Origin of the sequence: Pectobacterium fontis (assembly GCF_000803215.1) — a bacterium.
GTDB lineage: Bacteria > Pseudomonadota > Gammaproteobacteria > Enterobacterales > Enterobacteriaceae > Pectobacterium > Pectobacterium fontis.
This window is the reverse complement of sequence record NZ_JSXC01000030.1, coordinates 1-13,385: the sequence shown is the minus strand read 5'-3', so window position 1 is coordinate 13,385 and position 13,385 is coordinate 1. Positions and strand designations below refer to the sequence as shown.

Sequence of the window (13,385 nt, the reverse complement as noted above, 5' to 3'; positions counted from 1 at the left end):
ATGGCTTCGAGCGTTTTTTAGTGAACGAGGGCGAACCTGAAGAAGGGGATAACCAATTGATAAAAAGCAAAAAAGCAGACGTCAGTGAACGTCTGCTTTCTCTAAATTGGCTCCTCTGACTGGACTTTAACATGCACCTATCTGGTTGTTTTTTCATGTTAAAACCGATTTGTCGGAAAACCTCTACCAACAAATCTACCAATAACACTATCTTTTTTTAGAAACCAATGTCAATAAGAACCCTAAGCTAACTTTCGTTGCTGTGGCAGGGATGAAGGTAACTGGCACTGAGAAGTCGCGGGTCAGCCTGAATCAACTATCCTTTTTAAGGAAAGGACAATTGATAGAGGATGATCATATGAAAAACTTGTCGGACAAAGACATTAAAGAAATCAAAAAATGGCTAAATATCGATACCTATCGGCAGTTTGAAAACATATCTCTTGGGCGGCTTTATCACGAGCTAGTGATGCGGTCATTGTTTTTTAGATCTGACCCTGGGGATGTTGAAATCAGGCTGGCAGAAATTTATACCAAAAGTCTTTTTAGTGGAGAGCCCTTCCTCATTACGGATAGCTATATGGAGCTCCTTGCAATAGACAATATGCTTTTCCCATCCCCACACTTCTCTATAACAACGACCGGAAGACTGGCTGATCTTTGTATACACGGTATGAATGATTCGTTGTTTTCCTGGGATGCAAAAAGTGATGAGTATCATGTGACAAAAGAATTCGCAAATACGCCCATCGCTAAGACATTACCTGTATTTTTTAAAAACAGCATAATGATTGAGATAGATTTCGCCAGTGGCACTGACGAAGAAATCATAGGATCTCTGAGAGAGATGCTCCCACAGTGGCGTAAAATATGGGGGATTGAAGAGGATTTATCAAATACTGTTCGCTTTGGCTACGGAACGATCAAGAAAATTATCAATTACAGGCTGATCCCAATGATCGACATACTGATATGGGCAAAGCACCATGATATCCGTGTGTCAGATGATCATCTTTCATCACTGCTCTATGACCATGCGGATAAAGAAGGTCGAATCAGAGCGAATAACCAAATAAAAGATACCGATAGACCACTGGCGTTAAAAGCGGTCTGCAAGCCATTCATCATTCAGTTTCATCATTTTCTTAACAAGAACAACCATTTGAAAGAAATGCGGGTTTCGGATGTTATAACGCTCGCAGACAAGGACTAAAAACACGCGAATTCTGGATGTGCTGAAATTCGCTTGTTTCCCTGAACTTTTCATATAGTCTCTTCTAAAAAACGAGGAGAGACTATGAATACCCAGAATCGCCTTATTCTAACCCCGAAGTAATGAGAAAAACCGGCTTTGGAAAAGCCTGGAACTATCGCCTTATTAGTGAAGAACGTTTCCCCCGACCTGTGAAAATTGGTATCCGTGCTGTCGCATTTGTTGAAAATGAAATTGATGAATGGATATTGACCGCGATTGAAAAAAGAAATGTATTTTAAAAGTGTAAAGAATTTTAATGAATAAACCCTATATTCTTTACAGAATATTTTACAGTTTTTAAGGAGGTCTTTTTATTTAAAGGCTTTGTGGGGAATTATTAATTATCCGGTGTGCATAACTTTTATTATCCGTACCTGTTTATTTTACGTCAAATAAATTCAATTAAGGCATTAATAATTAAGTGGATTAGTTCCTTTTTTTTGTAAAAGATTTGATTTATTTAATATTGAAATATATTAGATAAGTCGGAGTGATATTAAAACGTAAAGATTGAGGGAATAATGGGATACAAGATAAAAAAATTTATCATGAGTAGTGGGGAGCGAGGACACCTAATCCTTGATAAAGAAACTGAACTGCCAGTTTACTATCAAAATCTTTTTCTTACTGAGAATGTCAGGAATAGAAATGCTACAGCTTCAACTGTAGAGGTAGTGGCAACTAATCTGCTGATTTTCAGCAATTTCTTAGATAGCAGGAAAATAAATATAGTAGAAAGAATAGAGGCTAAAAAATATCTTAGTATTGCTGAAATAAATGACCTTATAAGATATGCAAAACAGAGGTTTGACAAACAGAAGATAACAAATATAAGAAAGATGAATAAGATGTTTATTGCCAAAAGAACCTTTAGTTACAGGATCCATGTCTTTTCGAGTTATCTAAAGTGGTTGTGTATATTAGTTCACTCCACAAAAGGAATTCATGCCAGATATGAAGTAGATAATTTTATCGAAAGCATCAAAGCACATATTCCGAGAAAGAGCTCATTAAATATGAATGATAGATCTGACAAATCATTAGATGAAGGAGAGATAAGAATACTGTTCAATCTGCTAGAAATTGACGGAAATAAAAATCCTTTTCAAAAGGATGTTCAGATAAGAAACAGGCTCATATTCTCTTTGCTTTTTAATTTGGGTTTAAGGGCAGGCGAGTTACTCAATCTTAAAATAGATGATTTTGACCTCAGAGACAATACGCTAAGTATTATTAGAAGACATGATTCAAAGGAGGACAGAAGATCTTATCAGCCATTAGTCAAGACGGGTGAGAGAGTTATTCCATTATCCGACGAATTAGCCAGTGACATTTTCAGATATATAAGTGATAGCAGGGAGAAGATGACTAAGAGAAAAAAACATAATTTCTTATTAGTCGCACACTACACTGGAAAAACTGCTGGAGAACCTTTAAGTATTTCAGCTTATGAGAAAATCATATCAACCCTGAAGAGAGCAAGTCCTGAATTATCTAAACTATCGGGTCATAGATTAAGGCATTCCTGGAATTATATATATTCAAAAGAAATGGATGTATCTAATTTGGAATTTGGAAGAAAGAAAGAACTAAGAAATTATTGTCAGGGTTGGTCAAAAGGGTCAAAAATGTCTGAAAATTATAATTTCAAATACATATCACAACAAGAAAAAGAAGTTATCCTGAGAATTTATGGTTCAATTAACAAAATAATTAGTGGGGCTTAATGTGGAAATCAAATGTATTGAAAATGAAGATATCTTTTTATCTAAAATGTCAGGCTACAGTTTCAAAATTTCAGACAGGAAATGGCAATTAAATAAAGACCTCTGTGTATATCCGTATAAAGTAGCAGAAAGAATGCCAGAATTAATGAAGATGAGCTACCTAAAGACGTTGGCTTACTATGCTTCTGAATATAGTCCAAGTCATATTAAAAAAATTAATAGCGTGTTCAATGATTGGTTTAGGGTAATGATCATTAAGACGATTGATGATAAGGCAGTATGTCAATTTAATGTTCACTTAGGCTATGCGAAAAACTATAAACTAAACACCATTAAGGCTTTTATCAGAAAATGGAAAAAATTCAATTATCCTGGGGTAGAAACAAGTGCTCTTAGAGTGATGGAGAAAATAAAAATAACTCCGAGCCAAGCAGGGGAAGCTGTCAAAAGACGAGATCCGAATAAGGGGCCATTGACTGAAACTGAACTCAGCACCATGCTAAGACGTGTTGGCGATATTTATCGAGAGAAGAAAATTGATGGTTACTTATATTGCTATATTATTCTGTTGGTAACAACAGGAAGAAGGCCATTACAATTAACATCTCTTAAAGCTAAAGACCTCATTGAAAATGAGGAAGGCTATTTCCTTAATATACCAAAAGTAAAACAACAAAAAAATTTCAGACAAGAATTTAATATGAAAATGATAGACAATTCCTTGTTTGAAAATCTATTAATGCTGATTAATGAAAACCAGACCTTTGTTGAAGCTCAACTAGGTGTTGGGGTTTCTCAACTGAGAGACGAATTACCAATTTTTATAGATATTAAAAAAGTGACTAAAATAAGAGATGTTGAAAATTTTTCATATTATTTAAAAACGGATTTTCTTCACATGAAAAATTCATTTATCTCAAATAAATTGAAAAAAATCCCTGTGGAATTTAATATTATATCAGAAAGGACTGAGCGTTACTTAGAGCTCAATGCCAGAAGATTCAGGTATACACTAGGAAGTCGTTTGGCTAATGAAGGCGCATCAATTGAGGTCATTGCTAAAGCATTAGATCATAAATCAGTAAATTCATCAGGGATATATATAAAAAATAGTCCTGACAATGTTCATGATATCGACAACAGGCTAAATTCATTTTTTGATCCTTTAGCTAAGATATTTATGGGGGAAGAGATTGCAGAAAACAAGGGATCTTTCATTAACCATATTTTGAATTCTTATGGATTAATTGACGATAAGAATGATGGGATTAAATGTTTAACCTGTAAAAAACTTATACCCTGGAGTGTATAATGAACAATATTCTCATATTTGAACCAATTAATACAAATAACCCCGTAGTGAATGTCATTAAATTCATCGGATTTTGCAAGACGGCTATCTTCAATGGTAATTTAGTAACTTCATGGGAAAGCAATGTATGGAAAAAACTTTACAGATTCAATAAGCTTAACATGAAAAACAACCTAAAAAGTAAAGAGCCTTTAGATGATTGTTTTATTGATTTTGCTAAAGCATATATGTTGCATGTTCATTCATTCAATAAAGCAAAGTCGAAAATCATAACATTATCAATGTTGAAGATTGTCGAATTTGTTTTATTAAAATCACATATGAAAGCTGATATTATTCATTGCGATAATTTTGTTTTTAATGAATGTGCAAGATTAGCCACTGAAAAGTATTCAAAATCACGCGCGGTTGATGTCGGAAAAGAGCTTGAAAAACTGAGTATATTCTTAAATGAAAATAGGATGACTAACTCATCTTACTTATTTTGGGTAAATCCCTTAAGATATAAGATCACTCAAACATGGAGTGGTTATGATCTTTCACTGGAAGGGCATGAAAAATTGCCTGACATCAAATCTGTTATAGCGATTGCGGAAATTTTTTCAAAGGATGATAAACAATTATCTTTGAGGGATATATTTACTGCATCTGTCCTTACATTACTCATGTGCGCACCAGGCAGGATCTCAGAAATTTTAAGTTTACCAGCGGATTGTGAAATTACAGAAAAAGATAGTAAAGGTATTCAACGATACGGTTTGAGATTCTTTTCAGCAAAGGGATATGAGGGTGATATAAAATGGATCCCTACTGCAATGATACCAGTAGCTAAAAAAGCCATTAGTAGATTAAGGAAATTATCCCATCAGGCAAGGTCTTTGGCAAAAAAATTTGAAGGTAATCACTCTGATGTATTGGTAAATAGGCTCAAAGAAAACATACCAGAAGACTTCCCCTGGTATGATGCAGAGAAGAATATTAAATATTCAAATGCACTATGTTTGTTGAATGAAGGACAGTTATGTAAAAACAAAGCAGTCAGGTTAGACAAATTGTTCAGGCCAAACAACAGCTTTTTTATATCAGATATTATTGATTCAGAATATATCAAAAGCGAACTTAATATCTTTAAAAGACATGGTTATTTAAATAAAGATGAGAGTCCATATTTGTTAAGAACACACCAATTGAGACATCTTCTCAATACATTTGCTCAAATAAATGGTATGGATGAATTTAGCATTGCCCGTTGGTCTGGAAGGAAGTTTATTTCTCAGAATGTGTCTTATGACCACAGAACGCATCTTCAAATGTCTAAATTGATAAGAGAGGAAAAATCATCAGAGGTTATTAATAACCATAGAATAAAACAAATACCCGTTGTTGATCTAAATGAATTCGATTCACTGAACAGTGGTGCCATTCTCATTACTCAGTATGGGTGTTGTAAGCATGCATATGCATTTGAGCCTTGTCGTTCTTACCCTTTTAAAGAGTCCGGTATGGGTAATGAGAGTTTATCTAAAATACACAATAAAATTATAGAAAGAACACGTTATGATAAAAATGATGGAAATCTCAATGCTGAGAAATGGTATGAATTTCAAGAGAAAATAATAAAAGGATAATAAATGGCTAAGCATATAAATGGTTATCATGAAAAGAATATAATAGACATCATTAACACATGGCCTATAGATAACAAGCTAACCTGGGATGCTTTATGTGACAGGTTAATCGGAGTCATTGGGAAAAGACCATCAAGGCAATCTTTAAGCAGTCATGTTCGGATCGCAGAAAGCTTCAATGCAAAAAAAACCACTATAAAATCTGGTGAAATCCACACTGTAAAACCTGCTAATTTAAAGATAGCATCTCAACGGATCAAAAGGCTTGAAGCAGAGAATGAAAATTTGAAGGCAATTAATAACAGATATTTAGAGCAGTTTGAAATATGGTTGTATAATTCCCACATTAAAAAAATAACGATTGAAGAACTTAATAACCCCTTGCCTAAAAAATACTTTTAATATCAATGGGTCTGTTTTAGATGTTGACAGGCTTAAATATTATGCTATCTCTTTGATTGTCAGGATGACAATTAATAATAATTTAAATGCAAGGATGCATAGTTATGAAAAAAATAAATATGAGTTTAATGGAAAGGTATCTGCTGTTGCTGGACAGGTTCGTTGATAAGCTTGATGAATCGGGCTTTTCAGAAGCAGAAATCACCGAGCAGTCTTATCTTTTTTGTGCAGGATTTTATATTAAATACCAGCAGGACATAGAAGATCTGACGTTTTCAAACCGAGAAGTGGTGCTAAGCTTTTTACTTCTCTCTTACTACAGCCATATCGAAAAAATCAGTGATGATTTGATTGATAAAGCCCGTCTGAATAAAGTCTTTCTTTCCATCATCAGCTTCATCATCAACAACGGTGGAAGAACAGAAAGAATCTACGTGCATGAGAAAAAGAAGTATGACGCTAACAAGCTGATAAGAGCCTCAACGAGCGTCAGAAAGAGTGGTTGCCGGATATGATTAAATGTATTAGCTAAGATCTGAACTGGCACAGTCGCTGCGCATAGCTAAGCGTAATTTTACAGGCAGCTCTGTGCCAGGAATGGACACTCGAACTACTGATGGCTAAACTTCAAAGAAACATCAAACTAGTACAAATATCCTTATAAATTGTTAGTAAACGACTTAAGGAATTCAATCATTATTGTAATTATTAAGGGAGTAATCACATTATGAATTTTTTGTTGTTAGGTGCTGGTGCTTCAAAGGCGTACTCAGATAGTCCGACTAAAGAGAGAATGCCTATCGCTAATGATTTTTTTTCTACATTTTCACGTTTAGATATTTCATCCAATCCATGGGTCCTTGTTGACGGGTTAATGGATTTTATCGTGAGAATAAAGGGGGAAGAACCAGCAGCATTTTTCTCAAAAGATGTTGATATCGAAGAGTTATATACCGAGATAGAAGAGAACCTAAACTTATATTTAGGCGAAGATGCCACCTTAGATAGAATCAGAGCTTTTAAAGCTTACACCCAGCTTATTTTTATTTTTTCCGCAACAATAAATTCCATCCAAAATGGACCTGTTTCACGCCCGCATTCTATGTTAGCAAAAAAACTGTCCCATAACGATATGATAGTCACTTTTAATTGGGATACACTAATGGATCGAGCATTAAAAAACGAGACTGGATGGAACACTGATAGTGGATATGGATTCCGTCCAAAAAGCATATACCGAGATGAGTGGAAATCGCCAAGGGATTTACAATCAAAAGCTCCACAGTTGATTAAATTACATGGCTCAGTAAATTGGCTAAGCAGTCATCCAATGAGTCCCAAAAAGGATGTGATACTAACACAAGAATCTGCACCGGATACTGTGTGGGTGTATGAAGGAACTAGTGAGCCATATGCATGTTTTGCAGGGAGATATACTAAAGGTTATGAAGATTTTTCTTACGGATATTATCCGCCAAATATACTAGATGATCGGGGGCGCAGGGTTGATGATGGGTATGTTTTGATTCGTACCAGAATGAAATTACCTTGGATACCTGAAGGAAGTGCAAGTGATAAAGGTTTAGTTTCTATTCCATTAATAATCCCCCCAGTTAAGAAAAAGAACTATCATGGATATGGAATGTTGTTTGATAACCTATGGGGAAATGCTCAAAAAGGAATTGAAAAAGCAGAACACATAATCATCATTGGTTATTCATTTCCTCGAACAGATTTAAAAAGCAACAAACTTTTCATTGATGCATTTATGAATAGAAAAAACATACCATATGTTACTATCTTAGATCCTCAACCTGAAAGAGTTGCCCATAAATTTCGATATGAACTTGGCATACCAGACTCTCACTTGAGAGTGTTTAAAGATTTCTTTTCTGAAAATACTGATATTGAGGAGTTATTGAATTTTTTAAAATAAATCCAGATGGTATCATTTTTCTAGTTTGTAATAGATACATGCTTTGAATAATCGCCCAAATTTAACTACTATCATCGTTAGTTAGTGCGGGCTGTATGAAGTGTTGCCAACTCACGATGTATTATTTCAATTTATTCCATGCATAGTGGTTACAGGTTGGTTTATTGCTTGCTCTTAGCGGCTATTCTTGGATCATTCAGTTCTAAAAGAAACTATAACATAGAGGCATGCGCCTTCAAGACTGAACGGATAGAACTAATTAAAATTGTCAGTATCCATAATGATAATATGTATGATTTTTCTGACAGGACGAAGTATAGATTTATTATAACAATGAGAAAGAACGTGCTGATGAGATTTTACACATTTACCCTGAACCTGCTTGGCTCAAATCGAGCCAAGCAGACGCCACCTCGACCCATTCAGCAATATATTGTTAATAACAGCATACAGGTGAATGGTCAGGGAGTTGCTCTGTAGCTAAAGCATCGTATAATGCTTTAAGAATTAGGAAGAAAATAACTGATAAAATTCGAAAAGACAAGTATAAATGACAACTTTTATTGCATGGGTTGGTGCTGACTCAAGAGGAACGGCATCCATCAATTTTTCCACTGATAGCCGCATATCTTGGGGCAGCAATGGCAATCCACACTGGGATATGGCGCAGAAGACATTTGCGTCTGTCTTTTCTGCCGATATATTCGCCTACGTAAACGATGTGATGTTCCCGTCGATGGTCTTGGGCCAAATCATCAATGCAATAGACAACGGGGTGCTGTTTGATAGTGATGAGAGACTTGAAACCAGATTTTATAAAGTAGAGGAGTACATAAAAAATTCACATAAGTTGTTTCCGCAACAACACCGGCGATCCTTTTGTATTTTTCATGCTGCTCGGATTGGAACTGGTCTGAAATCTGAGTTTGCCTTAAATACAATAAGTTGGAGCCAAGCTACATCTAGCTGGAAAATTTCCCGCCTTATTATACCCGCAACATCTACTATAATAGCAATCGATGGTACAGGAAAAAATGCTGTAAGCAAATGGTCAGCACGCTGGAATGCTTCAAGCCAAGGAGGAACAAGTAGAGCGATATTTAGTTCTTTTTGTAATGCCATATATTCCGGTGAGGATAAGTTCACAAATGGCTCGCCACAAATAGTATCTTTGTATCGAAAAGGATTTGGTCGACATATAGGTTTTGTAGATGGCGGAAAGAGATATTTATCAGGGGCGGAGTTGCCAATTTCTACAATTGTAAATTCTTCAAAAATAGAGTGGCGAAATAGATATTTCGAGCGTTGTGACATATCAGGTGAACTTATCCAAGAAGCAAAAAAACATCACGTCCCCAAAGGTCTTATTTAATTAATGTAAAGAAAAGATCATCGTTTTTTTAGACTTTTATTTTAAGCGAGGAGGCTTACATACAAAACCTGCTGGAAAAAGGATTATGTTTATAGGGTCTAGTTGCGTATCAGATGGCGGCTCTGTGCCAGAAGAGGACGTTGCTGACCTAGGTGTAGGTTAAATATTTTGCAGGTTTTAAAGCAGACGCCGGCATTTATTCTTACATTTTCAGCAAACGAGCAATTAATTCACACTCTCCTAAATCAATCCTTACCGGCTTATGCTAATGATATAGTGATAGGCTTGGCGAGGTTAAATGTATATCTTTAAGTGCTCTTATGGCTTTTGCCCTGATTATGTCTGCCGGTATCGTTACTGTCCGCTTGGCCGTTCTGCTTGCTCTCAATAATGAAGCCTGCTTTGGCATCAGACGGGCGCATGAGGGAATTCTTGGTGCGGCAGCAGCGGGGCGTTTCTGTTAATCTTAGAAGGGTCGGTTGCTTTCTACGGTAGAGGCAGCATATAAGTCTATGTCCGGATAAAAGCCGCCACTAGGCTAATGCTGTTCGCTTAAACGCTTTTCAGTCGTCATTAATGGCGACCCTAAGATTCCACGATGCAATTTCCATAGCGTGCTAATAATGCGGGGATGGATAAATATGTACTTATTTACTTAAGTAACATGCATTAGCCATTAAGGCCGTTTTTTTCGTAAAATTCAGTTTAATAAGAAAAAATGGAATACTTATGCTAAGAAAAATTGATAAGAATACAGGTTTTAATGCGTCCGAAGGAAAACTGATAAATTTAGCAGATAACGCATTCCTAGGATTATGGTCATACGCAAACATACATAGTGATGAAGGGTACTCTAAAAATAAAACAGGAAAAGAAGTATGTGACTTGCTAGTAGTTTTTGGTGATGATGTAATAATATTCTCTGATAAAAGCGTTAAATTCAATGAAGATATAGATATTAGCATTGCTTGGCAAAGATGGTTTAGAGGTTCAGTGATAGATTCCTCTCGTCAATTATATGGTGCGGAAAAATTCATAAAAGAAAATCCCCAAAGGATTTATATAGACAAAAATTGCACGGTGCAGTTTCCTGTAGAGATAAATAAAGAATCTCGATTCCATCTTATAGCAGTCACGGATAATATCTCAGCCCCTGCAAAAAAATACTTTGACTCGATATCAAAAGGTAGTTCATCTACTTTGGTAAACGCTTTTGTATATGACGCAAAAGAATGCCTAAAGAATGTTTTTTGCGTAGGAGATCTTTATCCGAAGAAGACGTTTATTCATGTTCTTGATGAAATATCACTAACGCTGCTGTTGACCGAATTAAATACCGCAACCGATTTCATAGAATACCTGATGGCTAAAGAGAAGGCGGTCAGAGAGCAACACCTAGCGCTATGCCTTGGTGAGGAGGAAATATTAGCCAGTTATTTTCAAGGTAATAAAAAAATAATACCAGATGACATTTTAAGAGAGCAAGGTTTAGTTTCCATTCCCGAAGGTGAGTGGGCTCACTACATTAAATCTTTTCAGTATCAACAAGCCATCTCCATCAAAAAGGGAAGCGTTTTTTGGGATGAGCTTATTGAAAATAGCTCTCAAAGTATCTTGGCAGCTAACGTTGGCTACTTCGGAGAAAAGCCCTTTTCAATGCATGAAGCGGCTATAAGAGAAGTGGCTAAAGAAAGTAGACCATCACGTTATTATTTATCTAAATGCTTCAAAGAAAAAATGGATTCAGTGCCTTCGCACATAACCTCCTCCAGACTAGTTGAATCGCCTGACGAACCAGGAAAGTTTTATCTATTTCTCTTAGTGCCTCACAAAGATGAAATTGATTATTTGATCTACAGAGAGCGCCGAGTGGCGCTTATAAATATGTACTTTCCAATTGCTTTCGCACGACACAAAAAAATAAAGAAAATAATAGCAATCGCGACAGAACCTAAAAATAACATTGGCAGGTCAGAAGACTTTATTTATATCCACTATCCTAAACCCATGCCGAGAGATGAAAGAGCTGAAATACTCAAAGCTTCCAGGGACTTTAACATCATGTCAGATTTTTTGCCTTGGAATCAACCAGCGCCTGCCCGTCATAACGCCCCACCTCATTCCAATATGCAAAAGCTAGGTAGGAATGAACCATGTTTTTGTGGCTCAGGGAAAAAATACAAAAAGTGCCACGGTTAATCTTCTACCATCAATCCGGTTTACCGTCCATTTGATATAGCAAAATTTGTAAATCGTGTAATGCTGGTCACTTAAGCAAATAAGTGCTTATTTATCCAGTTGCGCATGAATACGCACCCTACGGAAACCGCACCGTGCGTCATTAGGGGCGCCTTTATTGGCAACCCTAATGCTAGTCACCAGACGGTTTTTTACCTCACATCCGTTTTTAGCTCAATGCTGCCTGCCAGATTTGATTGTGTTCTGCCTGCGAAAACTTCCAGTTCAAGTCTAAGAGAAAGCAGATGAAAAAAGCCCGTAGCGGTGAAACTACGGGCTGATGCTTTCCCTGATGCTGCCTTATGACTTATAGGTTATTTCGATGGTGAAACCTTCCATTTACCTTCAAATTTAAAGAACTTAAGCTCCATGGTTGATGTTCTTTCACCCAAAAACGGGATCTTTGCATTGTATTCGACTGTGCATTTGTAACCGCCGTCGCTGTCTTTCTCTTTGCATGCGATTTTCTTGGCTGAATTGAAAACGACTCTTGCTGATTCAGAGGGTGCGCCTTTGTTCATCTCTTCAGTAAAAGACTGCATTGCTTTAGATACGTCAGCATCTGATGGTTCGCTGTCACAGCCAGTGAGAAAGAAGGACAGCACCAGTAATAAACCTAAAGATAATTTTTTATTCATCATGGCTCTCGTTTTGAGGATTGCTGAATTTAAAAGGATTTAAAAGGCACCGCGTTTCATTTCACTGGCACCGGCAGTGAATTCATACGAACTGACTTTTTCACCTTTAAACGTGATGAGAATTGATTTTTCTTCAATATCCGTTCCGCCAGTGAGTATTCCTACAATCGGAATATATGATGTTGGTTTACTGCGGTAGTTATGCATAGAATAAGACCATTTCTCCTCATCATCTGAGGTGATACGTTTATCCGGCTCACCAAAGGCGGTTAATACTTCTGACTTGGTGGTTTTTCCTTTTACAATTTTAGCTTTTACGTCTTCCTGCGTTACATTTTTCAGTTTCTGATTACCGAAGGAATAACATCCAGAGAGAGTGAGTGATACCAATGTTACGATGATAAATTTTTTCATTAATTTAAACCTTTAAGGATTTACTATTATTAGGTCTTAACGTGTAAATGAACTAACCAGATTTCTGAATTCGACATTAAACTTGCTAGCCCTGATGTTTAACCATCTGATGAGGACATGACAGACCAGTGTTGATAACAAATAGATATCCCATAGATCATCATTTTTAAAATCAAAAAGGAAAATAATAAATGAAACGGCAGAGATAATATTAGTTACGATAAAGGTAACAGGGAAAAAGCTTGGGACGGGCATAGCAGAGCTATAGACACTAGCAGTAAATCTTACTATAGGTCGAATAAACAAAAGCAGAGTCAATGTCGTTAATCCAAAGACAATAAAACATTTTTCCGGCATGTTTACATGTCGTTCTTTGGTGGTTTCATTAACGATCAGTGCATCATGAAATGATGCATAGGAATGATGGTCATGATAGCCATTAAATGTATTAGTCGCGACCAGA

Annotated in this window: 12 protein-coding genes and 2 pseudogenes; 10 read left to right on the top strand and 4 right to left on the bottom strand. The window is 36.2% G+C overall.

Going from position 1 to position 13,385, the window contains the following annotated elements; genetic code table 11:
• Window positions 1-358 precede the first annotated feature (358 nt).
• The 8 genes from OI69_RS09415 to OI69_RS09380 all read left to right on the top strand — a co-directional run bounded on the left by OI69_RS09415 (window position 359) and on the right by OI69_RS09380 (window position 8,260).
• A complete protein-coding gene (locus OI69_RS09415) occupies window positions 359-1,213 on the top strand; it encodes a DUF6387 family protein (protein ID WP_039349248.1) in 855 nt (284 codons plus the stop codon).
• 122 nt (window positions 1,214-1,335) lie between these two features.
• The gene (locus OI69_RS19215) at window positions 1,336-1,494 is read left to right on the top strand and encodes an AlpA family phage regulatory protein (protein WP_072034279.1); all 159 of its coding nucleotides are present in this window, start codon (window positions 1,336-1,338) and stop codon (window positions 1,492-1,494) included.
• A 282-nt stretch (window positions 1,495-1,776) separates the two neighbouring features.
• Window positions 1,777-2,982: a tyrosine-type recombinase/integrase gene (locus OI69_RS09405; RefSeq protein ID WP_039349245.1), complete on the top strand. Its 1,206-nt coding sequence runs from the start codon at window positions 1,777-1,779 to the stop codon at window positions 2,980-2,982.
• 1 nt (window position 2,983) lies between these two features.
• Complete coding sequence (locus OI69_RS09400) at window positions 2,984-4,294, top strand: tyrosine-type recombinase/integrase (protein ID WP_039349242.1); 1,311 nt, start codon at window positions 2,984-2,986, stop codon at window positions 4,292-4,294.
• Complete coding sequence (locus OI69_RS09395) at window positions 4,294-5,922, top strand: DNA-binding protein (RefSeq protein WP_039349240.1); 1,629 nt, start codon at window positions 4,294-4,296, stop codon at window positions 5,920-5,922. Before OI69_RS09400 ends, OI69_RS09395 begins: the two co-directional genes overlap by 1 nt.
• A gap of 3 nt (window positions 5,923-5,925) precedes the next feature.
• Window positions 5,926-6,324 (top strand): hypothetical protein, encoded by a 399-nt coding sequence (locus OI69_RS09390; RefSeq protein WP_039349238.1) that lies wholly within the window; start codon window positions 5,926-5,928, stop codon window positions 6,322-6,324.
• A gap of 104 nt (window positions 6,325-6,428) precedes the next feature.
• Window positions 6,429-6,839, top strand: a complete 411-nt coding sequence (locus tag OI69_RS09385) for a hypothetical protein (protein ID WP_039349237.1) — start codon at window positions 6,429-6,431, stop codon at window positions 6,837-6,839.
• Window positions 6,840-7,051: 212 nt separating this feature from the next.
• A complete protein-coding gene (locus OI69_RS09380; RefSeq protein WP_039349236.1) occupies window positions 7,052-8,260 on the top strand; it encodes an SIR2 family protein in 1,209 nt (402 codons plus the stop codon).
• A gap of 255 nt (window positions 8,261-8,515) precedes the next feature.
• Here OI69_RS09380 and OI69_RS20410 read toward each other — a convergent pair.
• Window positions 8,516-8,611 (bottom strand): annotated as a pseudogene (locus OI69_RS20410) (hypothetical protein); the annotation flags it as partial.
• Between the two features lie 199 nt (window positions 8,612-8,810).
• Here OI69_RS20410 and OI69_RS09370 point away from each other — a divergent pair.
• Complete coding sequence (locus tag OI69_RS09370; RefSeq protein WP_039349231.1) at window positions 8,811-9,632, top strand: hypothetical protein; 822 nt, start codon at window positions 8,811-8,813, stop codon at window positions 9,630-9,632.
• Window positions 9,633-10,361: 729 nt separating this feature from the next.
• The gene (locus OI69_RS09365) at window positions 10,362-11,831 is read left to right on the top strand and encodes a YecA family protein (protein ID WP_039349228.1); all 1,470 of its coding nucleotides are present in this window, start codon (window positions 10,362-10,364) and stop codon (window positions 11,829-11,831) included.
• Between the two features lie 353 nt (window positions 11,832-12,184).
• On the opposite strand, the gene OI69_RS09360 is transcribed toward OI69_RS09365, so the two are convergent.
• The 3 genes and pseudogenes from OI69_RS09360 to OI69_RS20215 form a co-directional block, all read right to left on the bottom strand.
• A complete protein-coding gene (locus OI69_RS09360; protein ID WP_235319672.1) occupies window positions 12,185-12,511 on the bottom strand; it encodes a hypothetical protein in 327 nt (108 codons plus the stop codon).
• Window positions 12,512-12,547: 36 nt separating this feature from the next.
• Entirely contained in the window at window positions 12,548-12,922 is a 375-nt protein-coding gene (locus tag OI69_RS09355; RefSeq protein WP_039349222.1) for an META domain-containing protein, read from the bottom strand.
• Window positions 12,923-12,958: 36 nt separating this feature from the next.
• Window positions 12,959-13,385, bottom strand: a pseudogene (locus OI69_RS20215) (hypothetical protein); the annotation flags it as partial.